Below are 25853 nucleotides of genomic sequence, written 5' to 3' on the forward strand. Positions count from 1 at the left end.
AATATATCCATATAGAACAGAAAAAGTAAAAACCTATTAAACGATGAATGAAAGTTCAGTTATTATTTTTTTCAAATATGATTATTTTTAAGGACACAAATAAGTGGATCAGATTTTTTAGTCATAATAAAAAATCTGATCCACTTTTGAAATTATAACTATCATCTAAATTTATACACTTGTTTTTTGTGTCTAAACCTACAATTTTCTCGCAATGATATGGTGACCCCTAATAGAATATTATATTTTCAAGGGGGTGATGGATTAAAAACTGGATTTAAAGATACAGTAGGTTACTATTTTGCAGGAACAGCAAAACAAGATGGTAAAAGGATGCTTTCTGTTGTAATGGGAAATAGTAATGGTTCTCAGCGTTTTATTGAAACTAAGAAACTATTCTCATATGGATTTGATAAATTTTATATACCTTTTCTTTAATAGGGTACCACAATATGCGGTGCACACTGGTTTGATTTTTTTGTAAATGTGGAACAAATGTATTACTTAGATTGTCTATTAAGTGTAACCCTGAAAAATATGAAATTACGGACTATTTCGAAAGGAGAGAGGGTATTAAAAATAGGGATGTGTGTGGAAATAAAGAGTGTTAGTCTTACAAGTGTAGAACTTTTATAGGTGAATCATTTCAGATAAACGCAAAAAAGTTGAGAAAACTAAACTTACAAATCATGCGATTCATCGAGAATCCGCTCAATGTAAGAAAAGTTTGTCGCTAGAATGGGGGCCTATACTATTGATACCGATACCCTACAAATTGGTAAGCGCCTGTTCGATTTAATGAGCGTTTTCACTTATATGTTTTTGGCTGCAGGAGTAGTACTAAAGTAAATTTCAATTGACAAATTTGATAAATTTATAACCTTTACGAAAGGTGACTGAGTTGAATATTTACTAATCATAAAAAATATGTGGATATTAGTATGACTCTTGAAGTATTTGCAGGGACCACTATTCGTTAAGGTGATAAAACTGAAGGAGACTAACTGATTCGTGTTAGCGCCTATAAGATTGAGATGAGATGGTTTATTTAAAAATGATTCTAATATCTTATATGTATTTAGGATTTGATAACACAGTCTATTTTGGGGCGGATTATGTTAGAATAACGTTTTTTTGAGTGTAAGATATTGAAGGTAACAGAAGTAAAAAGTATGTTTTGTAAGAGATTCATAGCAATAGTAACTGTGCTTACACTATTTTTTAGCGTGTTAGTTACATAGGGAAGTGTATCAGCAGATTTCGGAGAAATCCTCCCTTATTAATGTTAAAAAATAGTAATTATTTTTTGTTTTAAGAACGGAAACAAAATGAACTTTCATTCAAATAAACTACAACAATCTTGAAACACTTTTTATTCTTAAAAATGAGCATGCTAAATAAACCTAAATAGGTATCGTTTTTAAAGATTGTACAGCCTTCTTTTGTTTTCTAAGTCCACTATACTTATAGACAACACCCATAAATATCAAAGACTGTTTTCTTCTCATATCAATGAGATTTCCGCCCATTTTTTTATAGTAGGTGGAATAGACGGATTAGAATCTCTGTTAAATCAAGGGTTATTAGCATACAGAGCACACAATATGTTGATGCTATCCATTCATATAGTTTATTAATATTTACTTGTAGGAACGAAAAAATTGAATATATTTAAATGTGAATAGAAGTATTATAGAGAAATGCTATTAAAGAAAGGAATTTCATAGAATGGGAAATGTATTAAATGTAAAAAGAATAATAGTCACAATAGTGGCTATTATTGCAATCGCAATTGGGTATTTTATGTTTCAATCAATTACTTCACCGGCTAGAGCAGTAGCCAGCCAAGTAAATGCAGTACATCTTGCAGGTGAGCAGTCGAAGGTGAAGATGAATAAGGCTGCACCAGATCAATTTAATGGTCAAGTGAGGAAAATTGCTTATCTTACATTTGATGATGGTCCAGGAAAATATACAGCTGAATTGTTAAATATATTAAAACAAAATGATACGAAAGCAACTTTTTTCTTAATTGGTGCAAATGTAAAGCAGTATCCGGATTTAGTAAAACGTGAAAAAGCAGAAGGGCACTATGTAGGTATGCATAGTATGACACACAATTCCAAGAAGTTATATACAAATGGCGAGTATGTCAATGAAATGAAAGAAGACCAGGGGTTAATAGCAAATATTATTGGTGAATCGCCAAAACTAACACGCCCTCCATATGGTTCTTCGCCTGGATTAAATGAAGCACTTCGTAATAAGGTTGTAGAAAGTGGTTTAAGAGTTTGGGATTGGACGATAGATACTTCAGACTGGAGATATGGTAACATGCCAGTGGATGCTGCTGCGGCAAAAATTGCTGAAAGTGTAATTACAGGTGCAACAAAGTCCAAAGAGATTATTTTAATGCATGATATTCATCCACAATCTGTTGCAGCAATACCAGCAATAATAGAAGGATTAAAAGCAAAAGGTTATGAATTTGAAGCATATCATGAAGATGAGCATTTTTCGTTAAACTTTTGGCATGATAATCGTATATAGCATAGGAAGAAATGAAGTTGACTTATAAAAAAGAGTTCTGTTGCATATATTTCAAAAACACTTGTAGAATTCGAGTTTTTTGAAAATGCAGGTGTAATATCTCGTTATAATTCTTTGTCAAATGTTTGTAATTTATCTTAAATCATGTGATTCATAAAAAACGTTATTTTTTCTAATCTAGCTTATTTAGAAAGAATAACGTTTTTTGGTACTGTCTAAACAAAACAAGAGATCAAAAGGCTGCAAAGCGCTTTTTTAGGAAAGTGTTGCGGCCTTTTCATGTTTCAAAGCCACGTGTAATAACAGTCGATAAGAATGCGGCTTATTCTATAGCAATTGAGTAGTTGAAAAAAGAAAAAAGAAAAAGGCATACCTGATAGTAAGCAACTTAGACAACAAAAGTACTTGAATAATATAGTAGATGGACTTGTAACATAAAATACGATTCCGTTATATATATGTTTTATTCTCTTTTACTTTGTTTTTGCACCAGAACCAAAATACAAAGGGAGTAAGAAGAGCTACGTAACCGTCAAGAGAAAATAAAGAAAGAGACAGAAGAACGACAATATATTCAAATACAGAAAGCGTAGCTATATAGAAAAAAGCGCTATGGAACAAATGAAACTTGTATCATGTCTATATATTGAAACCATATTAAAAGTGAGGGCAGTTTTATGTTTATTCAAATAAGTTTGAGGTGTGGAAATGGAACAGAAGTTTACTGGAAAATGTAATCATGACGAGCTCGACTATGTTATTAAAGACTATTGGCAAGATGTATGGAATTATTCATTTATTATTACGAAAGATCCACACTTATCAGATGATATCACACAAGATGTCTTTATAAAGGTTTTTAAAAATTGGAATTCATTTCGAAAGGAGTCATCTATTAAAACGTGGATATTAAAAATCACAAGAAATACAGCAATAAACTATTTAAAATCCTCCTATTTTAAAAGGATATCTTTAATAGGATTTTTTAGTGACGATAAGCAATCCCTGTCAGCAGAACAACAGTTTTTTAAGCAAGAGGAACTAAATGAAGTGTGGGATGTTGTATTAAAACTACCTAAAAAACACCGTGAAATACTAATATTAGACGCAAAATATGAATTATCTTATGAAGAAATGGCTGAAACATTAGGTGTGTCAATTGGAACAGTCAAATCTAGATTAAGTAGAGCGAGAAGTAAAGTTTCAAAACTAATAGGGGAGGGAAGAAGTGATGAACAGTAAAAAAAATCCTGACTGGTATAGTAAATTGAAAAAAGGACCAATGGAGCATCGGAAAGATGAAGAAGAATATATTGATAAAATAAAGCAATCGGTATATCAAAATAGTGAAGTAGATTCTGTAACATATAAGAGACCATTTCGAAAAAAAGCATTGCCTGTTGTAGTTGTTTTGGTTTGTACAATGTTATTTTTCATTGTTCAACAACCTTGGCTTGATGATAATAAATCACCGGTACAAAGTAGTACTCAAATTGAGCCGAAAACAAAAGATGAATCTGCTCAAGATCCATCATTGAAACAATTTATGAATGATTTATATCAAAGTACAAATTCAAAAAATGAAAATGATTTGTATAGAGTATTAAATGATGAAGTTCTATTTAAAGGGAAGAGTTATAAGAAGGATGAATTGAAGTTTGATGAAGATATTTTTCATGAGTTGCAAGTCGCTCTTACAATGGGGGGAGAGTTTGCAAATGATACAAAGAAAGTATATAAAGTACCAAGTGGAATGACAGAAAGTAACCAATCAAAGCGAGACCATTATATATATGTAACTGTTACTGGAAATAAAACGAAAATTTTAGCTGAACCAAAACGAGAATCACAAATTTTATATGAAGTATCTAATGAAATTGTAAAAGCTTGGATTCCAGAAAAAGTGCAGAATGATGAATATATGAAAATATCGACATTTAACGGCAATACTGGGTATGTACAAAAAGAGTATGTTTTAACTGATATTAAATATTCATTTATGTTCGAAAAGAATAATGAAGGTATATGGAAAATAATAAATATAGATTCTATATGGTAAAAGAGGAAGGTTCATTAAAGTGAACCTTCCTCTTTATTTTTATTTTCGTTTTGAAGAGTATTCCAGTACTCTAAAATTTCTGATGTAACGAGAGCGGCAATGTTTTTTTCTGAATTACTACCAGGAATAACGACAGAAACGGCAATTTGTGGATCTTCCGTAGGAGCATACGCAATGAAAAGAGAATGATTTATCATTTTTGCTTGCTCATTCGGAGAACCTGTACTACCCGTTTTACCTGCGACATGAAAGGGTAAATTTTTAATCTCCTCTATATTCTGACTCATTCCCTCTTGCAAGACACTCCAAAATTCCATAGGATAACGATTTGAACTTTCTAAAATTGGTTTAAACTTTTTTGTTTCCTTACCGTCCTGACCAATAATCGCACTTACGATTTGAGGTTTATATTTATCACCTTTACTTGCCAAAGTTGCTGCATATTGAGCGAGTTGAAGAGGGGTATGCACTTCATTTTCTCCCCAAGAGGCATTTAATAAAGCGGAGATTCCCTTTTCAAACGTATTAGATGGATGGAATTCATATTGTCCGTCTTCTTCAAAGGGTAAATCAATCCCGGTTTTAGAACGTAGGCCGAATTGCATTAAATAATCTGTCCATATATGTGCCACTTTTTCTATATTCCCATTATTTTGGTTGAATAAGGGCAGAGCTACTTTTGCTGTCATAAATGTGTTAGATGAATTAATGATAGCCTGCCTCGGTGTAATCTCCCCTGTTGGTGTTCCAGGTGCATTCGAAATGTTATTTTGATTATCATACTGAAAAGTACCTTTATCTAAATAAGTATCTTCAGGTTGAAAAAGCTTTTCGCTTAATCCAATTAAAATAGTAAGCGGCTTTATAGTAGAGGACATATTTACATAAGATTCACCATACTTTAATTTTTGAATTGTTTTATTTTGCAAAAGTGATTTAAAGTTTTCATTTTTAGATGATACATGTGTATTTGGATTAAATACTGCCGAGTTGGCCATAGTTAAAATTACGCCAGTTTTTACATCGCTCACTACAGCATAACCAGCTTTAGCATCAGGTATTTTCTTAATTTGAGATCTTAATGCTTCCTCTGTTTTTTGCTGCAAGTTAGAGTCTAAGGCTAGCCGGACATCTTTTCCTTTTTGTACGCTTTGAATGTTCCAGAAGAACTTTTTATTACCAATCTTAAAAATAAGAGTTTTTCCTGGTTTTCCTTTTAAATCATTTTCATATTGTAGCTCAATCCCACTTTTTCCAACAAGCATATGGTTTGAATTAAGGTCATTTTCTACATACCCAATTACTTGTGAACCAATTTCATGTTTAGGATAATATCGAATCCATTCATCTTTAATTATTACATTATTGGGTTTATTTTTGTTTATGAATGCAAGTTCGTTCTCAGTTATATCAGAGTATAACGGTATATCATTCATAGTCTGCTTTTTACAAGATTGTTGTAATTGAGATTTTATGTTCTTTGTAGAAATATCATGTTGAAACTCGCTTGAAAATTGATTAAAAAAAGCTAATGTGTTTGATGTGTCTTGTTTCGATAGCTTTTCATAATTAGAAGTGCAATATAGAGACTTAACTTTCTTATTTGTAGCTAGTATTACACCATTTTGATCAAAAATCTTACCTCTTTCAGCTGAAGAAGTTGCGATAGTAATTGAAATGAAGTTGATTTTTAATAAAATTAGTAAAATCAAACCTACAATAGAAAGAACCGCAAAAAATCTCCATTTTTTTGTATGTAACATATAACCCTCCCTTGTGTAGCCTATTTCATCTTATATTTAATTATTTTTTTTGTAAATGTGGAACAACTTTATTGTTTAGGTTGTCTATTAAGTATTACAGCATGAAGAAAGGAATAATTAGTATGAAAAGTTACTAACAAGTCTATTTATAAGTTTAATATGAGTCATTATACAGTTTAGCATTTCTAATGTAAGCAACAAAAAATAGAGAGAAAAACAAGAAGGGCGATTTATCAATTACTGGGCTGTACCCTATGCGCATCAAGCTAATATTTTCAGGAACCCCCAAAACAATAATTCTATCTCTTGACAGTTATTTATGTAAATTCAGCTCGTATTTTTGAACGACATGACGATTTTATCTTATTCAGCCTTGTTTAAAATTACTTCCCTAACGGATAAATCCTACATCTGTTGCGAGCCTTTGAAAATTCAAAGCTTGATTGTTGTATTAGTAATCACTATATAAAATGCATATGTACAAAATTATATTCATAAAAACAGAGGTGTAAAATGAACATTATTTTCAATCTAATCGCTAGTTATGCGATTCCTACGATACTACTCACACTCTTGTTACTACTTGTATTTGTTTTTAGTTATTTTGTAGTATACAAAAAGATATATAAAAGAGAAAAAAAACTAACTGTAAAACAAATTATATTGTTTGTTTTAATAACAGGATACTATTCCCTTGCATTATCAGCTACTTCATTTGGTCGTTCAGATGATATGGCCTTTGCAAGAACCATTGATTTTGATGTACTTAGTGTTTATAAAAAAGCATGGAATACATTTTCATTTACTTCCTTTTTCCATATCATTGTGAATATAGGTATGCTTTTTCCTTTAGGAATTTTATTCCCTTTATTTAGTAAGGTTTTTCAAAAAACAAAATGGATGTTAATGATCTCAATTATAGCAAGTTTATTGATTGAAATTCTTGAATTTACACTGCAACGAGGAAGTATGGAACTAGCAGATTTACTTCATAATACTTTAGGCATGATGCTAGGATATTCTGTGTTAAACATAGTTCTTATATTTTTGAAAAAAAATGAAACAGATACAAAAATAATCAAATATTTATATCTGCCCATTACAGTAAGTTTCGTCGCACTCGGAATAATGATTTCGTATCAAATGAAGGAATTTGGAAATATGCCTATTGATCCTATTACCAAAAATGATATGTCTCAAGTTACTATAAAGACATCAATAGAGTTAAAAGATGAAGGGGAAAAAATGCCTGTTTACAAATATTATGGTACAAAAAAATCACATGTTCGAGATGTTGAAATTCTTTCACCAAAGGAAGCATTCCAAAAACTGAAACAAGGAGAATTTGATCCTATAGGATCTTTCAAAGCAGGTGATACATTATTCATCACAAAATATAATATAGATTACTATACTGATACAAAAGGTTTCGCACAGCCTATATATGTTTTTGAAGTTGACTTAAATGGTAGGGATAGTTGGTTTCAACCTATTTCTGCAAAGAAATAACGTAATTTGGGTTTTGTTGCAAGTCTTTTAAGAAATAAACAGAGATCTGAATGTATGAAGAAATATTATGAAGAGCATGAGGATTGGTATGAAAATGAGACGGAAGCAGTTAAGCAACGATATGAGTGGTTAGAAGAAGAGTACCGACTTGAAATAAAATCGTTTGAAGAATTGCAATATAAAACAATTACTGGAACAGATGGAGAAGATAGATAGATTCATTAGTGACTTTGGTGATTATTTTAAACATTACTGCAGTGGTAGGTTTATCACTACACGTTCTTGTATACCAACCTATGAAAAGGATTTGAAACGAATTTAAAAGAGACCTTCAAATAAAATAATTATATTTGAGGTACCATCACATCGCTATTGAGCTAAAAAAATATATCCATAAAAAAATACGCTATTCTTTCTGTAGAATTATAGAAAAGGATAACATATTTTTTCTTTTTGAGGAGATTTCTTTTTATTGGCTAGATAGCGATGAGGTACTTCAAAATCTTAAGCTGATGGGCATATATGGTCCCCCTAATATAAACTCAACATTAATTTGAGAAGACTCTTCAAAAAATCTTTTTTGATTATCTAGTTTTTGAAACAATGTACTTGCTTCTTGACCATAATCTCTAAATATACCTCCAGTAACAGGATCGTTTACTTCATTTAACTTTAATTTTTTTCAAGCCATATATTTGCTAATTTACAGATACCTTCAGTAATCTCATGTTCACTTAAGTTTCCTAAACCTAATTGAATATGTGGATATTTAGGTACTTTTTTAACAAAATATTGAGAGCATGGATAAACAGTAACGCCATTGCTAAATGCTTTATTTATCAAATCTTTCTCGCTCATTTGAGTTTTGACCTCAATAACTACATAAATACCAGAGTAGTAACCCTTGATTTTTATATTGTTTTTAAAATGTTTATTTATCTCTTCGCATAGTACTTTTATTTTACGTTTATAAAGAGTTTTCATTTTCCTTAAATGTGTATACCAATATCCCTCTGATATAAAGTGGGCTAGCGTTCTTTGATGAACAGAAGAAGCAGTTTGTTCTAGTAAAGGCCCAATTTTCTCATACGTAGGAAGTAATCGTTTAGGTAATACCATGTAACTTACACGGATTGAGGGTAATAATGCTTTAGAAAATGTGCTCAAATACACAGTTCTATCATTAGAATCTATACTCTGTAAAGAGGGGACAGGTTGATGAATATAACGAAATTCACTATCGTAATCATCTTCAATAATATATCCATTAACCTGTTCAGCCCAGTTAATGAGTTGTAACCTTTCACTAACAGGCATCGTTAATCCATATGGAAAATGATGAGTGGGTGTAACGTATACCAATCTTGTGTCTGTTGTACACAATTGATCAACGTCAAGGCCATTTTCAATAACAGATATAGGTTCCACGGTGAATGACTGTAAGGAAAAAATTTCCCTTGCTCCATTGTAACCAGGGTCTTCTACAGCTATCTTATGAAATTCTTTTTTTAAAAGAAGGGTTAAAATCAATAACAAATGTTGTGTACTGCTACCAATTAGTATTTGCTTATTAACAGCACTTACACCTCTTGATTGAAACAGATAATCTGATATAGCTGTCCTTAACAACATGTCCCCTTGTTTTTCCCCGTAGGAATACATGATAGGATCCATTAAGACTTTATTTGTTAGGCTTCTCCACTTTGCAATAGGAAAGTTCTCCCTGTTCACCGTACCAATTTTAAAATCAATAGTTTTTCTTATATCTTTTTGTCTTTCTCTAGGAGTTATTACAGTAGGCTCATATATAAGTACTTGATTAGACACATTTGCCTGTACAAAATAGCCCTTTTTATTTTCACTTCGTATATAACCTTCTGCTAGAAGTTGTTCATAAGCCACTTGTGTAGTATTTCTACTTACATTTAAAAGTTCTGCTAATTGTCGAATAGAAGGTAGTTTTGTATCATAGGTAATTTTTCCTGATAATATTTGCATCCGTATATAAACATATATTTGCTGATACATTGGAACATTACCACTCTGATCTATATTAAAAATGAGTTCTTTCACTTAATACCCTCCAACTGTCATTTTAAATTATTATAAACTGTACCTTTTATAAATGACAGTAAGGATTAGTATTAAGTATAGGAATTCATACGATATTTTTTAAGAGGAATGATGATAAGTTGGTTAAAATTATGTATTTATTTTGTTTAATTGTTTGGGGACTTAATTTTATTGTAGTTAAGATTCAAGGTACACCAGTTAGTCTAGAACTCTCGTTATTATACCGTTTAGTTCTAACGGCAATCTTATTTTTAGTTCTTATATGGCTTATTAAACCTAATGGAAAACCTAATAGAAAAGATATTCCATTTGTCGTTTTATTTGGCATTTGCAATTTTGCATTGAGTTATCTATGTCTCTATTATGCTACTATAATGAGTTCTGCCGCTATCGTAACTTTGATTTTTTCATTGAAAGTTATTTTAACTCCAATTGCCCTTCGAATTTTTTTGAAAGAGAAGCTACATTCTCGTGTTTTAATTGGAGGAATTCTAGGAGTGCTAGGCGTATGTATTCTTATCTATCCTAATATAAACAGTTTTAAAGGATTTGATGATGTAAAAGGAATTATGATGGCAATTCTAGGTACTATTCTTACAGCGATAGGAGATGCTAGCTCTGCAAGAAATTCAAAACATAAGGTTAATCCCATATATGCAAATTCAATTGGCTTTACAGCAGGAAGTGTATTGATAGGAGCGATTGTATTACTTCAAGGAGAAAAGCTAGTCTTTCCAACATCTATTTCATACTTATCTGCTTTACTATACTTAACCCTAATTGCTTCTTTTGCAGCATGGTTATTCTATTTGAAACTTGTAGATAGAATTGGAGGGGCAAAAGGTGGTTATATGGTAGCACTTTTTCCTGCAATTGGAGGAATAGCTTCTGTGATAATTGGCGAATCAGATTTATCTGTATACTTATTTGCTGGCTGTCTCTCAAGTTGTATTGGAGCTGCTATTGCTTTAGGATTTAGAACAAAATATCAAAATATGGAATTACGGATAAAAAAGACTAGTTAAAAATCAGAATTTAGTGTTGATAATGGTTGGAAGCGGAGCATGGTGATTTATTAGGGGGCACTATACATGCCCATCATGCTAAGGTCTTGAAGTACCCTCTAAACGGAATTTTTACTTTTCTACAGTTATTTATGTGAATTCAATTCGTTTTTTTCGTTTTGGGGTGATTGATTTCTTAGGTTGATAGACATGTGGTGATGCCCATCAACTTAAGAATGGAAAAAAAGTGTACTTTCATTTTGTGGGGTAAAGCATTCCTAAAATAGAAGCATACTCTTAATATTACGCATACCAAATAAACCCTACCGTTTTATTAAAAATCAAGGGAATAGTAATGAAATCCTATATTTATGCGATTGAATATAATGTCACACATTGTATAAGGTAAAAAGGAAAGGATAGATGAACAGAAGAGTATACCTGTTTACATCTATCCTTTTTTATAACAATATGACCACATTTACTACTACAACAAAGATTTTTACCACAACAAATTTTCATATAGTTATTGAACTATTTTTTGAATAACTAAATTAACCCCTTCGTTAACTTTAATTACGAATAAATGGTCCTCTTCACCTTCAATTGGATTAACTACATCTTCATTAAAAGATTCAGCATGTTGTCTACCATATCTATTAAACTAGCGGTTTTTATTTTCCCTGATTCCTTTCCATACCTAAGGTACCCAAAAGTCCACTGGATTCCCGAGGCTACCATCCACATTTGCGTCTTTGAAAAGGCATTTTGTGCCACTAGACATAACTGTAGATTCCTGAACAAGCAAAATCATGAAAATACACACAAAGTTAGATTATCATCCATTACATTACTGTTTTGCTTCGTTCGAATAGAAAAACTCGGAAGAACGCCACTTGTTCGCTATCTCCTCAATGTGATAAGGTGTCGTTCTGCAGCATCCACCTATTAAACGTGCACCTGCTCGGTACCATTCATCAGATTGAATATCCAACGCGTTACATTGTTCATGACCACGCCATGTTTTTGTTTCCGGATTATAAGTTTCACCAGAGTTTGGATAAACAATAATCGGTTTTTTGGTGTTTGCCCTCAACTCTTGGATTGCACCAGTCACAACGGTTACTGGCGCACAATTGATGCCTATCGCTACAATTTGTTCACTTTTCTCAAAAACTCGTGCACACTCCACGAGTTTCATACCTTCACTAATCTCTTTCTCATTTTTTAGCGAAAAGGAAAGCCACGCATATGTTTCTGGAAACTCCCGCAATAATGTATCTAATACTCTTGCTTCTTGCAGGGAAGGGATCGTTTCAAATGCCAATAGATCTGCACCTGCTTCGATTAACGCAGACATTCTCGAACGATGAAAGTCTGCTAATGTTTTATCTGTCACACCATAGCTACCTACATACTCAGAACCATCTGCAAGGTAAGCCCCGTACGGCCCAACTGATGCAACAACCAATGGTTTTGGCCTATTCGTTTGAATATTTTCCTTCCAAAAATCATCTCTTGCCCTTCTTGCAAGTAACACCGTTTTCTTAATTAATTCCAAAGCTTCCTGTTCTTGTATTCCACGCTTGGAAAAACCACTAATAGTAGCTTGATAGCTTGCTGTTATGGCACAGTCTGCTCCAGCACGAAAATAGTCCGAATGAACCTGATAAATTAGTTCCGGATTTTCTAGTAACACACGTGCCGACCAAAGGGGATCGTCCAAATTACATCCATGCGCCTCCAATTCAGTAGCTAATGCTCCGTCAAGAAGCATAATGGAATGTTGGGATAAAATAGCATCAATTGGGTTGGTTTTGTTCGACATAATCTACACCCCTCTTTTTTAGATTTTTTGTTAGATAATAACTTCCATAGCAAAATAAAATAAAAGGTATGCCGCAATATAAGGCAATTCTCTGTGTTGGATCGAATGCAATTCCAATACACGATGCCAGACAAAGGATAAAAGAAGCAATTGGTACTAATGGATATAGTGGTGTGCGATAAATCAAATCCTTTTCAGAATTTCCTTCTTTTAAAAATTGTCTGCGAAATAGGAACTGGGAAGCACTAATACTCATCCAAACTATAACTACTGCTAGACCGGAAATGGAAACAAGTACGATATAGACAGTGTCTGGTGCCACAATACTTGAGAGCAAAGCCAAAGCTCCACCCACCATGCTGAAAATGACGGCGTTGATTGGAACACCTTGCTTCGTCATTTTCCCAAAAATCGGGGATATCGTATTCTTATTAGCAAGCGACCAAAGCATTCTAGAAGAGGCATAAAGGCCTGAGTTTGCCGCAGATAAAATGGCTGTTAAGATAACGAAATTCATTATGTCAGCTGAATATGGCACCCCAATTCGTTCTAGAACTGCAACAAAAGGGCTCTCTAATACCCCTGCATCGGAAATAGGCAATAACGCAGATAAAACAACAATCGTTCCTACAAAAAAGATAATTAATCTCCACAGAGTAGTTCGAATGGCCTTCGGTATCATTTTTTCCGGGTTCGCTGTTTCTCCAGCTGCAATGCCTATTAATTCTGTTCCCGAAAAAGCAAAATTAACCGCAAGCATGGTCATCATAATGGCCGTAGCACCATGAGGAAATAAACCTCCACTTGTAAAATTAGAAAAGAATGGTGCTGCTTTTGAATGAGTCATCGGAAGAAACCCTAGCATTGCCGCTACTCCTAAAACAATAAAAAACACAATAGCTATAACCTTTATCGATGAAAACCAAAATTCGGATTCGGCGAAAAATTTAACAGTCAGGACATTTAATACAAAGATCAAAATGGCAAAAAGAGCACTCCATACCCAAACATTAACCGATGGAAACCATCGCTTCATAAGTAATCCTGCAGCTGTAAATTCAGAACCTAAAGCAACAGTCCAAGTTAACCAATACAACCAGGCTACTGTATACCCTGTACCCGGTCCAATGTATTTAACTGCATAACTATGAAATGCGCCCGTTTCAGGCATATGTACGGAAAGCTCGCCTAAACATAGCATAACTAGATAAACCACTAGCGCACCAACCAGATAGGATAGAATTGTTCCAAATGGGCCAGCTTGTTGAATAGTGTAACCCGAACTTAAGAATAAGCCAGTTCCAATCACCCCACCAAGTGATAGCATGACTAAATGACGTGCTTGCATTTTCCTTTGAAATTCTTGCCCATTTTTGTTCTCCATTTCTACTCTCCTTTAGTTACTATCCAGAAAAAACAAAAGCGCACTCTAAAAAAGAGGGCGCTACTGACAAATAAAAACGGAAGCTCTCATCTATCAGGATTATCACCCGCTGGAATTAGCACAGTGTCTACTTAAGCAGACCTGTTGCTGAGGTTTCATAAGGCCAGTCCCTCCACCTCTCTGGATAAGAAATATTTTTTATAACCTTATCAATCCATTTAATAACTGTCAAGATAATTCTGTTTTTTGAAAAAATATCTATTATAGAAATACAAAAAATAGAGTATTACTATAACTGCAACCCACTCCTGCTCGGGTGTTATTTAAAAATCGAACATACAAAACCTGATTTATTTATGATAGGGTTCACAAGCACTTCCTCAAAATTTAATGCATTTCTAAATATCTTCTTACTTTTTTGGCTATGGGGTCACCATACATAACCATCAACTCAGGAGATTTTAATATCTTCCAATATCATAAAACATTATCCTTTCTAAACAAGTTAAATTAGAAAGGATAATGTTTTCTTATGAATCTCTCGATTCAAGATGAATTATTACCATTTGCAGAAGAATTACAAAGATATGTTACACCTGTATTCCTAGAAGAACTTACAAGAGAAATAGGATTTATTAAGCGAAAACTTAAGTTTTCTGCATCAGAATTAGCTGCTATTTGCATTTGGATTAGTCAACGGGTGGCAAGTGATTCCTTGGTTCGATTATGTAGTAGGCTTCATGCAGCGACAGGCACATTACTTAGCCCTGAGGAACTTAATAAAACTCCTGTTGAAGTTTCTAATTGACTACAAAGTTGAGTAAGAGAGGTAGTAGCGATTTGTTGATTTAACCATACACACAAAGATAAAAAATGGTGCCTATGGCACTTGCATTTTCGTTCCATTCCGCCTGCTTCTATAGCTAATTGATTAAGTGTAGTGGGAGACATATATCGATATAACTCTTCAGCAAATAAAGAAAACTCTTGTTTTTGATGAATATTTATAAAAAGCACGTCACCCTTACTCATTAACATAAGAGAATAGTAACGTGCTTTTAACTTCAAGGATAGTCTAAATCCTTAAGTTGATGGATGTGGGGTACCGCCACATCCATCAAGCTAAAAATGGATTTTCTATGAAATTCCATTTTTTTGTTGTGCCACTAATACCGTTTCTGTTTCGTTATCAGATAAGCTCAAATTTCTTCCTCATCTTAAAGTGGAACAAATTTATTACTTAAATTGTCTATTTAGTACACTTTTTAAATATGAATATATTTCTTAAAGTGACTTCAATAATTTTAAGCAAATCAACAGGAGAATTGAAAGGCAGGAGAATATAGCATGTCAGAAAATTATCGTTCTCGAGAGGAGCGACGACAAGTTAAAAAGAAAAAACAGCCAGCAGCTAAAAAACAAAAACCAAAAGGCAAAACATCATTTTTTCGTAAGTTTTTAATTAGTTGTTTATTAGTTGGTATTGTAGGGTTAGTCACAGGGGTTACTACTTTTTTCGTTATGATCAAGGATGCGCCAAAACTCGAGAAAGCAAAACTTGTTAATCCGTTATCCTCAAAAATTTATGATAAAGATGGGAAATTGATATATGAATATGGGAAAGAAAAACGAACGAATATTATGTATGGTCAAATTCCTAAGTTAGTAGAAAATGCGTTTTTAGCGACAGAAGATGCACGTTTTTACGAGCACAGTGGCGTAGATTTTCAAGGTACTGCACGTGCAGTTTTAGTCAGCCTAAAAGGGGATTACGGCTCTCAAGGTGGAAGTACGATTACACAGCAAGTTATTAAAAATTACTTCTTATCGATGGAAAAAACGTCAAAGAGAAAGGCGCAAGAAATATATTTAGCATATAAGCTAGAACAACAGTATTCAAAACATGAAATTTTAGAAATGTATTTAAATAAAGTTTACTTAGGTAACCGTTCATACGGAATAGCAACAGCAGTACAAAATTATTATGGTAAGGAATTAAAAGATTTAACACTACCAGAAGTTGCAATGCTTGCTGGTTTAATGAAAGCTCCTAATAACTATGATCCAACGAAAGAACAAAATATCAAAAAAGCAACAGAAAGAAGAAATGTTGTACTTAAATTAATGAATCGACATGGTTATATTACAAAAAAGAAATGGAAGAAGCATCAAAAGTTCCAGTAACAGAAGGACTTAAGAAAGCAACTGCACAAAAAGAAATGCCCTATCCAGCTTTTATGGATGCGGTTGTGAAAGAAGTTGAAAAAGAGTTGCCAGATGTTAATATGGGATCTGACGGTTTAGAAATTTATACAACATTAGATCCAAAGGCACAGGATTTTGCGGACAAACTTTTAAATAAAGATATTATTAATTATCCAAATGAGAAATTCCAAGTGGCTTTCACATTTATGGATACGGAAACAGGAGAAGTACGTGCAATTGGTAGTGGGCGTGGTGAAAATAAAGCTGTTTTTAAAGGACATAATATTGCAATTGAATTAAATCGCTCAGCAGGTTCAACGATGAAACCAATTTTTGATTACGCTCCTGCAATTGAATATTTAAAATGGGCTACTTACCATCAAATTGATGACTCTCCATTTAAGTACTCAACGGGACAAGAAGTTAGAAATGCTGATAGAAAGCATTTAGGACCAATTACAATACGTGATGCATTGAAAACTTCCCGAAATATCCCGGCTATTAAAACTGCAAAAGAAGTAGGAATTGATAAATCAAAAGCTTTCTCTGAAAAGCTAGGTATTACATTTAATGTAGCACCGACCGAATCAACAGCGATTGGTACAAATGAAGCGTCACCAACTGAAATTGCAGGCGCTTATGCGGCATTTGGTAATGATGGTAAGTATACGAAACCACATTTTGTTAAGAAAATCGTTTATCCAGATGGTAAATCAAAAAACTTTGAGCCAAAGCCAAAACGAGTTATGAAGGATTCAACAGCATATATGATTACTGATATGCTTCGTACTTTTGTTTCATCCGGTTTAGGTACAACAGCTAATGTAGGTTATTTAGATATGGCGGGTAAAACAGGGACAACAAACTATTCTTTAGAACAAATAGCACAATATAATTTACCAGAAAGTGCAACTCGTGATAGTTGGTTTGCTGGTTATACACCACAATATACGATGGCTGTATGGACCGGATATACAAAGGATAGTAAAGATGATTATATTAGTAGTAAAAATACGAAAATAGCTCAATTGATTTTTAAAGAAATGATGAGTAAGTTTGCTACAGATAAGTCACAATTTAAAATGCCAAACAGTGTAGTTCAAGAAGGTAGCGAATTACGTATTAAAGGTGAGAAGCGTGATTCTTCTCCAAATACGAAAATAGTAAATACGGCTGAACAGCCGAGTGAAAATAAGCAAAAAGAAAAGCAAAAGAAACAAGAAGAAAAGCAAAAGAAACAAGAAGATCAAAAGCAAAGTGAGTCAAACAGTGGTAGTGGCGAAGGAAATACAAAGCCACCAAACAGTGGTAGTGGCGAAGGAAATACAAAGCCGCCAAACAGTGGTAGTGGCGAAGGAAATACAAAGCCGCCAAACAACGGTAGTGGTGAAGGAAATACAAAGCCACCAAACAATGGTAGTGGCGAAGGAAATACAAAGCCGCCAAACAACGGTAGTGGCGAAGGAAATACAAAGCCGCCAAACAACGGTAGTGGCGAAGGAAATACAAAGCCACCAAACAATGGTAGTGGCGAAGGAAATACAAAGCCGCCAAACAGTGGTAGTGGCGAAGGAAATACAACACTGCCAAACAATGGGGATGGCCATGGAACGCCAATGCAACCAAGTAATGATGGGAGTTCAGGAGAGCATCCAGCCAATAATAGTTAATAAGTAATATGAAGATATTGTTGGTCCTTTTGCAAATTTTAAAAAAGCATAAATAGATTAGTAAATGAGGAACAACGTTTAGGAAGTAGCTACTAGTCGTTGAAGTACATTGTAAGTCGAAAGGGTGAAGTCTCTTTATATAGTACCTTTTAAATGAAAAATGCGCTATTCTTTCTGTAGAATCATAGGAAAGGATGGCGTTTTTTATGTCTGTTTCTGTGTCTGACGAATTACAACTATTTGCTCAAGAGATTCAAAGTTTTTTATCTCCAAATACCTTACGGGATCTTGCTAGAGATGTTGGTTTTGTACAACGAGTGAACCGGCACTGACAGATATATCGGTGGAGATAAAACGTGGCGAGACTGTGGGAATTATCGGTGGTACTGGTTCAGGCAAATCTACATTTGTGAACTTGATTCCGAGATTTTATGACGCTACCTCTGGACAAATACTCGTCAATGGAATTGATGTAAGGAATTATAGTCTACATGAGCTACGCGGCGAGATCGGAATCGTTCCGCAGAAGGCACTGCTCTTCACAGGGACGATTGCCGATAATATCCGCTGGGGCAACGAATTAGCTTCGGATCAAGAGGTCAAACGGGCAGCTACCATTGCCCAGGCCGATGAATTTATAACGAAAATGCCAGAAGGCTATAACACTTTGTTATCCAGGGGCGGACTGAATCTGTCGGGTGGACAGAAGCAGCGCTTAACAATCGCTCGGGCAATTGTTGCCAGTCCCGATATTCTCATCCTTGATAATTCTTCGAGTGCACTTGATTTTGCCACAGATGTAGCGTTAAGAAGGTCAATCCGGGAAAACAACCAGGGAATTACGGTAATCATCGTCTCGCAGCGGGTTAGCACCGTGCAGCAGGCGAATAAAATTATCGTCATCGAAGACGGACGGATTGCTGGCATCGGCACTGATGCCGAACTCAAGCGAGATTGTAGTGTCTATCAAGAGATTTGCCGCTCACAGTTGCGCTAATGAGGAGGTAGGACAACAATGAACATGAAGCAAACATGGGGAAGACTACTAATTTATACAGGAAAATATAAAAGGTATACAATCTGGGCCTTCATTAGTGCGATTATTAGCGTAGCTTCCAGCTTAATCGGTCCATTTATGATTGGGATTACGATCGATCATATGGTCGGCAAGGTGCTGTTGAGTTCGCGGATATCTTCAGACTACTTATACAGCTTAGTCTGGTGTATCTCATCGGAGGCTTGTTCGGCTGGTTGTTGACATATCTTACGAATCGGCTTGCTAATCAAACAGTAAACGATTTGCGCAGCGAAATGTTCGACAGGCTGAATGTACTGCCACTGAAATATCATGATAATCATCCGCAAGGGGACAGCATCAGCCGATTCGTAAACGATATGGATGCCATATCGGACGGGTTGCTGCAGGGATTCTCCACATTATTAACCGGTGTTGTTACAATCATCGGAGCGATTGCGCTCATGTTGTATACGAATCCGCTCATGACCATCGTCGCGCTGTTATCTGCACCAGTGACTTTCTTCGTAGCGCGGTTCATCACGATGCGCTCCCAGCAGCTATTTCGTGATCAGGCCCGCATATTGGGTGGACTGAATGGCTATGTCGAGGAGATGATCGGCGGGCGGAAGGTTGTTCAGGCCTTCCGTTATGAAGATAACTCTTTTGCGGAGTTTACAGCACGAAATGATAAATTGTATCACACAGGGGTAAAATCACAATTCGTCAGCTCTCTGTCGAATCCATCCACCCGTTTGGTGAGCAATGTTACCTTCTCAATCATCGCCTTAATTGGGAGTATTATGGTCATTATGTCTAGAATATCGGTCGGGGGATTATCGAGTTTCCTGATTTATGCCAACCTGTTCGCTAAACCGTTCAACGAGATTACCGGAGTAATTACACAGTTGCAATTAGCTACGGCCTCGGCGCAACATATCTTTCAGGTACTTGATGAATCGGCGGAGTCACCGGAGGCTGAAGATGCAGTTCATATCCCAGCTAAGCAGGGGACGATTACATTCCATCATGTGAAGTTCGCTTACCAGCCTGACCGTCCCCTTATTACCGATTTGAACCTAGTTGTTGAACCAGGAACACGTGTCGCAATCGTGGGACAGACGGGTGCTGGCAAGACAACATTAGTGAATCTGTTAATGCGATTCTATGATATTGATGCCGGTGAGATTGCGATAGATGGTATTAACATTAACGATATGGCCCGTGACAGCTTACGCCATACTTTTGGGATGGTGCTACAGGATACTTGGCTGTTTGGTGGGACAATCCATGACAATATCGCCTATGGGAAACCGAATGCTAGCCAGGATGAGGTTATAGCAGCCGCTAAGGCAGCTAACGCCCACAGCTTCATCAAGCGGCTGCCGAAGGGCTATAATACAGTAATCAACGGCTCCGGCGACAGCCTGTCCCAGGGACAGAAACAGCTCTTGACAATCGCTCGAGTTATGCTGGTTGATCCGCCTATGCTAATTCTCGACGAAGCGACGAGTAGCATTGATACGCTGACGGAGATTCGTATCCAGGCGGCGTTCCTGAAGATGATGGAAGGCAGAACGAGTTTCGTTATCGCTCACCGTCTGTCGACGATCCGTGAGGCAGATATGATCCTCTACATGAAGGACGGGGATGTCGTCGAAAGCGGGAGTCATGAGCAGCTGCTGGAGCGGGGTGGGTACTACGCCAATCTGTATAACAGCCAATTCGCGGGTGTGAATGGTTAGTAGACTATTTGTAACATTATTCCGAAAGTGCTCACGATGCGTGGACCGGGTCTTGGCCTAAATAATTTCCATCATTTTATACTATATTTATCATATGTATTAGAAGATGGTGCAACATTAAAAATTAACTCTGATACAGTGTAGTCATATTGTATCAGAGTTTGTATTATTTTATAAAAAAACATAATATATTCAGTTGAATAAACTTTGCTGTAATGAATAATAAGAGTAATCAAGGTGTTTCAGTAAAAACACCTATTGCTTTTTTTAACTTATTATTTCTCCCCATAAATAATTCTCCCTTCTATCCATTCGGAAGAAAAGGAGGCGATATAACAAGGAATTATTGTTTGAACTTTTAAAAGAAATTGCCGGAGCAGTTGTGCGTGAGCTTTCAGCCTACATATTAAGATAGCAAATGCAAAAAAGATAACAAAAAACCCGCGCTTCACCGACCAAAGTACAAGCGTGGGTCTAAAAGAAAAAGGTAATGCATAATAACAACCACCTTGACAGTAGCAGTTATGAGACGGGATGTGTCCAGCATTTCGCCTATTTTATTTTATCATTATAAAGAATGAAGCAATAAGGCGTCTAACCGCAAGGACTGCGGGGTTAGCCTAATCAATTAGAGTTCGATAGAACTCTTTACTTAGGAATCCCCCACTTCTAAACGAAGTGAAAGTGGGGATAGTTCAATATATTGTAAATAGAAAGAGGATTAAATTTAGGAGAAAATTTGCATCTTGTAACTACAGTTTACTTTGCTGTAGAGAAACAAAAAAACACTTTTTTATTCAATAATTCCAATTTCTAGAGCCTTTTGAACAGCTTCTTCTTTGTTAGAGACTCCTAGCTTTGTATAAGCTGTAGAAGCATAATTTCTGACCGTACCATTTGACAAATATAACCTTGATGCTATGGTAGTGTAACGAAGTCCTTTTGCTACTAGCTGTAATATTTCTATTTCCCTAGCTGTTAGCTCATAAGCGGTTGCTTTTGATTGTGGTGTCTCTTTTTGCTCATCAAACTTCTCAAATATTTTGTGAGACATTCCCTGATCAATTAGTGTCCCACCTTTGTGAATAAGTCGGATCGTATTGGCTAGCTCCAACGTTTCAATAGATTTAAGTAAAAAACCATCCGCACCGTTGCGAAGTGATTCCACTGCCTGTTCGGTATCTTGAAACGTTGTAAAAATCAATACGCGGATATGTGGCCATTGTTGCTTAATCTTTTTGGTTGCTTCGATTCCATCCATGTGCTGCATATCTAAATCCATAAGTATAACATGGGGTTGAAGGCGCCCACACAAATCGATGGCTTCATTGCCATCCTCAGCCAAACCGACTACATTTAAATCTTCATATCTATCGAGTAGTGTCCTCAAACTTTCCCGAACAAATGGCTGATCGTCTACAATTAACAAACGAATAAGTCCATTTTTTATTTCAGTTTGTCGCGGTATGGTGCATGTAACAAGCATTCCTTCTTCTGGCTTTGTATATACAGACAAATGACCTTGCAAGTTCATTGCCCGTTCTTTCATCGCATTCATACCGAAGCCTTCCTGCCATTCTACATTTCCTTTTCCATTATCTTGAACTTCTAACCTCGTATATTGTTGTTCAAACTGCAATGAAACTATAATTTCAGTCCCTTGACCATGACGTACTGCATTCGTAAGGGACTCCTGTAAGCAACGAATGAATGTGATCTTCGCTTGCCGAGATAGTTGATATTCCTCTCCGAATGTCCTAAAACTTACATTTACCTGAGCGTGCTCCTGAAATTCGGCTCCAAGATTTTGTAGAGATTGAATCAAGGAAGGAGATTGACATGGAGAATCCATTTGATGTAGGTAACCTCTCACGTCCTCGATGCTTTTACGTCCCATTTCAAGCAGAGAATCTAGCCTCTGTATACCCATTTCAGTAGCAAGTTCGGTGCGCAACGTTTCCATCCCCATAATAATAGAAGTATAAGCGTGACCAACTGTATCATGAAGCTCACTCGACAGTCTGTTCCGTTCTTCTGCCAATGTAATGCGTTCAATTTGAGACATATATTGCTCAAGTACCGCGTTTTGTTTACGAATCGCTTCATTTTGCTTATGATTGACGATTAGTAAATGGAAAGCGAATCCCATTACATAAGCAAGTCCATAGTAGGTAACTAAAATCCAATAGCTATTACTTGGTGCAACCGCATAGAGAATTCCAGTTGTTATAAAAACTGTTGTTGGAGCTGTCCAATAATAGGACAAATGCTTACTATTCGCAGCAATTAGAAACACCGATATAAGAAATGTCTTGTTAGCTTCCGGAAATAAGGAGGTTAAATATATACACAGTCCACCATATAGCAGTATTTCTGTGGACAAGTAATATTTGTAATTGAACAGTAAGGCTACCCATGGAATAGAGAAGGCAACAACCTCCCAAAAAATAATAATCCAAAGCGGTAGTGTCAAACTATTCTGAAAATCTAATGTGATTACGACGATAGAGACACTAACAAGTATACGGACTCCTAACATAATCCAATCGTACCAAACCCAATACTTAACCATATCTAACAAGTTATCCCCCCCTAAGTAGCCTACCATTTTACTTCCTATATTATAAATTAATCCTTCATACATTGTTATACTTTTTAATTTTACACTACAATTTTCTCACAAAAGGGAAACTTCTATCGATTTAGTTGCCGAATCATGCTACGGGTATAGCCACCAATTTTCTTTGTCAAACGTTCTACTATTCTAATACTTATGGCGGTAAATACTATACCCATAAACATTACAAAGAGTGACTTGGCAAAAGTATCTATCTGTATGAATATAATATTCATTTCAATGTAGCGATACAGTAGTGGTGCCAACAGGAACATAAGTGGCATTACATAAAAAATGATTGTACTAATGAGACTGAAAATGCCAATCACTAATTTCTGCATTAACCAAAAGACAGCAGACCAAGTACGACGATCAGTAAGCACTAATTTCACCTGAGCCCAGTTCGATGTATCTATTGTTATACTTCTGTCATAAGAGTCTGTTGAAATATCTGTATAAATTTTCGTCTGTACGCGTTCGAATTGGATAAAAGGTGTAGTAGTCTGTAGTACACGTATAATTAGTGGAATCCCAATTACCGTAAATGAAAGGGTGAAGCTGAATAGCAGAGCTATTAGATAAAAACAAAAATAAAACAATCCTGTAACGAAAGTTAGCAATAAAAAATAACCATTCTGGATGAATCTTGATTTCATAAAGCTCATCGCTCCTATCTATATAATAACCGAATCATACTGCTCTTTTTGTCATTCTCACTAGTGTAAAAGTGTCATATGACATTTTTAAATGATGATAAAAAGGGGAGAGTAACCTACTTCTGGTTAAAAAAAGCTGCTTTTATTAGTCCTCTACAAAACAATCCCCTTCTTGCAGATGCAAGAAGGGATTGTTTTGTACTTTTATCCCACTTTAATGGGCAGTAAGACCCCCACCTCAAAATGCAGCGAAAGCAAAGAATTTAGGTGGGGGATCAACTGCCCATAAAAGTCCGATTGGTTCAACTAATAATCAGTGGGGGATGAAGAAAATCCCCACTGATTAAAGTTTCACTTTATTTAATATGAGATGGACTTGTTTTTCGAATATGAAAAATAATATCAAATTGCTCAAGCAATGACGTATCAAAGTATGCCGATTCGTTCGGTAAGAGTCGTGCCCCAATACTTAGTAATGGTCTTTTTGTTTTAACCCATTTCTCTGCTGGTCCTTTAAGGTGACGGTTATCCAATAAAAACATGTTATATGGTACTTTTCCAAAGGTATAATTGAAACTATTTACATCTTGTGGAATCGGATCTGTTTTAATCTTATCTTGGTTGTCGCTGTACAAGGTGAAATTCCCCTCCGTAGTTGTACTGCCAATTGTGACATAATTATTGTCTAAACGTTCCTTGAAAATCTGCCCCGCAACATAAGGGTATAATTTCTCATCGATAATTCCTTTAGCTATATGAATATTGTGTCCCCATACCATCGTTTTACCACCCAATGTCTCTTGTGCCCACATTGCATGATCGGTCAAGTATTGCTCATGTAGCTTTAACATACTTGGATAGTCGTTAGGAATTAGCATTGTTGTAAATTTCTCTATTGCACTTGCCGTTGCTTTCGCCCAGATGTACTCGGGTGAAGCTATTTCTGTGTTGGCTTGCCCATTCTCATCTTTTAGTAATTGGGCTACTCTTTCAGCGTTTGCTTTGAACTTTTCTTTTATTTCAGGAGCAAGGTCCATATATTCCTTTGTACTTCCATTAAAAGCTGACAATTCTTTATAATTTTCTTCTACTTCTGCCAGCAAATCTGGTCGATGCAGTCTTACATAATCAATTACTTTATTAAAGCAACCTTGGTCCATCTCTTTTAAGTCAAGCCCAATAAATTGGATCTTTTTTTTATTGGATGGATTAGCATTATAATCTTTCATCCACTCAATCATGGCTATAATTTCATCAGTAGGATATAACAAGTTTAAAAATTCCCTAGGGTTTCCTTTTCCAGTTTGGATATATTCATTTAGCTTTAAGCCGTTTCCCCAATCTTCTTCCATTGTGAAATTTGTAAAACCCATCTCAGTAACCAAATATTTCACAAGGCGAAACTTCATAGTAAAAACTTCAGAGCTTCCATGAGTAGGCTCTCCTAATCCTACATATTGTGCGCTCCCAATCATTTTCTTAAGTGGTTTTAAATCCTCAAATGATTTTGACGGCTCTATCGTTTTTAATGGGTAAGCCTGTGATTGTATGGATTTAACTATATTTTTTTGGATTGATTGACCTGAATTTTCGACTGCTACTGTTTGAGCCTTTCCTACTTCTACACACCCTGTGACTAATAAAGCTGTACTAACCATTGCAATGATTCTTTTCTTATTCATTTTTCCACCTCAATTGAATTATTTGTAAAAGCAAGATTGATTCATTGTACTTGCACGAATCAATTGCCTTAATTCAATTGTTATCTATCCCGT

Annotated in this window: 16 protein-coding genes, 6 pseudogenes and 1 riboswitch; of the genes and pseudogenes, 14 read left to right on the forward strand and 8 right to left on the reverse strand. The window is 35.3% G+C overall.

Annotated features, from left to right (window positions below; genetic code table 11):
* Positions 1-219 precede the first annotated feature (219 nt).
* The 5 genes and pseudogenes from B9A45_RS13515 (at position 220) to B9A45_RS13540 (ending at position 4609) form a co-directional block, all read left to right on the forward strand.
* Positions 220-438, forward strand: coding sequence for a hypothetical protein (locus B9A45_RS13515; RefSeq protein ID WP_141531496.1), 219 nt, complete (start codon positions 220-222; stop codon positions 436-438).
* 1290 nt (positions 439-1728) lie between these two features.
* Complete coding sequence (locus tag B9A45_RS13525; RefSeq protein ID WP_084064135.1) at positions 1729-2550, forward strand: peptidoglycan-N-acetylglucosamine deacetylase; 822 nt, start codon at positions 1729-1731, stop codon at positions 2548-2550.
* Between the two features lie 209 nt (positions 2551-2759).
* Positions 2760-2970, forward strand: a pseudogene (locus tag B9A45_RS13530) (DDE-type integrase/transposase/recombinase); the annotation flags it as partial.
* Positions 2971-3258: 288 nt separating this feature from the next.
* Positions 3259-3792 carry an RNA polymerase sigma factor gene (locus B9A45_RS13535; RefSeq protein ID WP_141552428.1) on the forward strand — a complete coding sequence of 178 codons (534 nt, stop codon included), beginning with the start codon at positions 3259-3261 and terminating at the stop codon, positions 3790-3792.
* Positions 3782-4609, forward strand: coding sequence for an anti-sigma factor (locus B9A45_RS13540; protein ID WP_084064137.1), 828 nt, complete (start codon positions 3782-3784; stop codon positions 4607-4609). The genes B9A45_RS13535 and B9A45_RS13540 overlap by 11 nt, the downstream gene beginning before the upstream one ends.
* A 14-nt stretch (positions 4610-4623) precedes the next feature.
* Here the strand turns inward: B9A45_RS13540 and B9A45_RS13545 are convergent, their stop codons facing one another.
* Positions 4624-6372: a peptidoglycan D,D-transpeptidase FtsI family protein gene (locus B9A45_RS13545; RefSeq protein ID WP_084064138.1), complete on the reverse strand. Its 1749-nt coding sequence runs from the start codon at positions 6370-6372 to the stop codon at positions 4624-4626.
* Positions 6373-6885: 513 nt separating this feature from the next.
* Between B9A45_RS13545 and B9A45_RS13550 the strand changes: the two genes are divergently transcribed.
* Together B9A45_RS13550 and B9A45_RS13555 are read left to right on the forward strand one after the other, a co-directional pair.
* Entirely contained in the window at positions 6886-7881 is a 996-nt protein-coding gene (locus B9A45_RS13550) for a VanZ family protein (protein WP_084064139.1), read from the forward strand.
* A gap of 54 nt (positions 7882-7935) precedes the next feature.
* On the forward strand, positions 7936-8097 hold the full coding sequence (locus tag B9A45_RS13555) for a hypothetical protein (RefSeq protein ID WP_255301785.1): 162 nt from the start codon (positions 7936-7938) through the stop codon (positions 8095-8097).
* Between the two features lie 456 nt (positions 8098-8553).
* On the opposite strand, the gene B9A45_RS13560 is transcribed toward B9A45_RS13555, so the two are convergent.
* Positions 8554-9954 carry a MocR-like pyridoxine biosynthesis transcription factor PdxR gene (locus B9A45_RS13560; protein ID WP_084064140.1) on the reverse strand — a complete coding sequence of 467 codons (1401 nt, stop codon included), beginning with the start codon at positions 9952-9954 and terminating at the stop codon, positions 8554-8556.
* Between the two features lie 119 nt (positions 9955-10073).
* On the opposite strand from B9A45_RS13560, the gene B9A45_RS13565 reads away from it, so the two are divergent.
* Positions 10074-10979 carry a DMT family transporter gene (locus tag B9A45_RS13565; protein WP_097919657.1) on the forward strand — a complete coding sequence of 302 codons (906 nt, stop codon included), beginning with the start codon at positions 10074-10076 and terminating at the stop codon, positions 10977-10979.
* 829 nt (positions 10980-11808) lie between these two features.
* Here B9A45_RS13565 and mmuM read toward each other — a convergent pair.
* Positions 11809-12786 carry a homocysteine S-methyltransferase gene (gene mmuM / locus B9A45_RS13570; protein WP_084064141.1) on the reverse strand — a complete coding sequence of 326 codons (978 nt, stop codon included), beginning with the start codon at positions 12784-12786 and terminating at the stop codon, positions 11809-11811.
* Entirely contained in the window at positions 12761-14170 is a 1410-nt protein-coding gene (gene mmuP, locus B9A45_RS13575) for an S-methylmethionine permease (protein WP_065229978.1), read from the reverse strand. The genes mmuM and mmuP overlap by 26 nt, the downstream gene beginning before the upstream one ends.
* An 83-nt stretch (positions 14171-14253) precedes the next feature.
* Positions 14254-14361: riboswitch (SAM riboswitch) on the reverse strand.
* Positions 14362-14702: 341 nt separating this feature from the next.
* Here mmuP and B9A45_RS13580 point away from each other — a divergent pair.
* Positions 14703-14954 (forward strand): annotated as a pseudogene (locus B9A45_RS13580) (IS4 family transposase); the annotation flags it as partial.
* Here B9A45_RS13580 and B9A45_RS13585 read toward each other — a convergent pair.
* A pseudogene (locus tag B9A45_RS13585) lies at positions 14930-15178 on the reverse strand (IS4 family transposase); the annotation flags it as partial. The pseudogenes B9A45_RS13580 and B9A45_RS13585 sit on opposite strands and share 25 nt — an antisense overlap.
* Before the next feature lie 339 nt (positions 15179-15517).
* Here B9A45_RS13585 and B9A45_RS33160 point away from each other — a divergent pair.
* The 5 genes and pseudogenes from B9A45_RS33160 to B9A45_RS33215 all read left to right on the forward strand — a co-directional run bounded on the left by B9A45_RS33160 (position 15518) and on the right by B9A45_RS33215 (position 21296).
* A pseudogene (locus B9A45_RS33160) lies at positions 15518-18045 on the forward strand (PBP1A family penicillin-binding protein).
* Positions 18046-18251: 206 nt separating this feature from the next.
* Complete coding sequence (locus tag B9A45_RS32685) at positions 18252-18377, forward strand: hypothetical protein (RefSeq protein ID WP_255259072.1); 126 nt, start codon at positions 18252-18254, stop codon at positions 18375-18377.
* Positions 18359-19042, forward strand: a pseudogene (locus B9A45_RS13595) (ATP-binding cassette domain-containing protein); the annotation flags it as partial. The gene B9A45_RS32685 and the pseudogene B9A45_RS13595, both read left to right, overlap by 19 nt.
* Positions 19043-19284: 242 nt before the next feature.
* A complete protein-coding gene (locus B9A45_RS13600) occupies positions 19285-20805 on the forward strand; it encodes an ABC transporter ATP-binding protein (RefSeq protein ID WP_256891709.1) in 1521 nt (506 codons plus the stop codon).
* A 310-nt stretch (positions 20806-21115) separates the two neighbouring features.
* Positions 21116-21296 (forward strand): annotated as a pseudogene (locus tag B9A45_RS33215) (hypothetical protein).
* A 302-nt stretch (positions 21297-21598) separates the two neighbouring features.
* Here the strand turns inward: B9A45_RS33215 and B9A45_RS13610 are convergent.
* From B9A45_RS13610 to B9A45_RS13625, 3 genes are all read right to left on the reverse strand, one after another.
* Positions 21599-23386, reverse strand: coding sequence for a helix-turn-helix transcriptional regulator (locus B9A45_RS13610; protein ID WP_084064143.1), 1788 nt, complete (start codon positions 23384-23386; stop codon positions 21599-21601).
* 113 nt (positions 23387-23499) lie between these two features.
* A complete protein-coding gene (locus tag B9A45_RS13615) occupies positions 23500-24078 on the reverse strand; it encodes a sensor domain-containing protein (protein WP_084064144.1) in 579 nt (192 codons plus the stop codon).
* 356 nt (positions 24079-24434) lie between these two features.
* The gene (locus B9A45_RS13625) at positions 24435-25760 is read right to left on the reverse strand and encodes an erythromycin esterase family protein (RefSeq protein ID WP_058839494.1); all 1326 of its coding nucleotides are present in this window, start codon (positions 25758-25760) and stop codon (positions 24435-24437) included.
* Positions 25761-25853: the final 93 nt, after the last annotated feature.

The organism is Bacillus sp. JKS001846 (genome assembly GCF_900176455.1).
In the GTDB taxonomy this organism is placed as follows: Bacteria; Bacillota; Bacilli; order Bacillales; family Bacillaceae_G; genus Bacillus_A; species Bacillus_A cereus.

Coding starts and splice junctions, on each gene's coding strand:
- B9A45_RS13540 (WP_084064137.1), top strand. CDS start 3,782: ATGAACAGTAAAAAAAATCCTGACTGGTATAGTAAATTGAAAAAAGGA.
- B9A45_RS13535 (WP_141552428.1), top strand. CDS start 3,259: ATGGAACAGAAGTTTACTGGAAAATGTAATCATGACGAGCTCGACTAT.
- B9A45_RS13525 (WP_084064135.1), top strand. CDS start 1,729: ATGGGAAATGTATTAAATGTAAAAAGAATAATAGTCACAATAGTGGCT.
- B9A45_RS32685 (WP_255259072.1), top strand. CDS start 18,252: ATGTCTGTTTCTGTGTCTGACGAATTACAACTATTTGCTCAAGAGATT.
- B9A45_RS13515 (WP_141531496.1), top strand. CDS start 220: ATGGTGACCCCTAATAGAATATTATATTTTCAAGGGGGTGATGGATTA.
- B9A45_RS13615 (WP_084064144.1), bottom strand. CDS start 24,078: ATGAAATCAAGATTCATCCAGAATGGTTATTTTTTATTGCTAACTTTC.
- B9A45_RS13625 (WP_058839494.1), bottom strand. CDS start 25,760: ATGAATAAGAAAAGAATCATTGCAATGGTTAGTACAGCTTTATTAGTC.
- mmuP (WP_065229978.1), bottom strand. CDS start 14,170: ATGGAGAACAAAAATGGGCAAGAATTTCAAAGGAAAATGCAAGCACGT.
- mmuM (WP_084064141.1), bottom strand. CDS start 12,786: ATGTCGAACAAAACCAACCCAATTGATGCTATTTTATCCCAACATTCC.
- B9A45_RS13555 (WP_255301785.1), top strand. CDS start 7,936: ATGAAGAAATATTATGAAGAGCATGAGGATTGGTATGAAAATGAGACG.
- B9A45_RS13550 (WP_084064139.1), top strand. CDS start 6,886: ATGAACATTATTTTCAATCTAATCGCTAGTTATGCGATTCCTACGATA.
- B9A45_RS13545 (WP_084064138.1), bottom strand. CDS start 6,372: ATGTTACATACAAAAAAATGGAGATTTTTTGCGGTTCTTTCTATTGTA.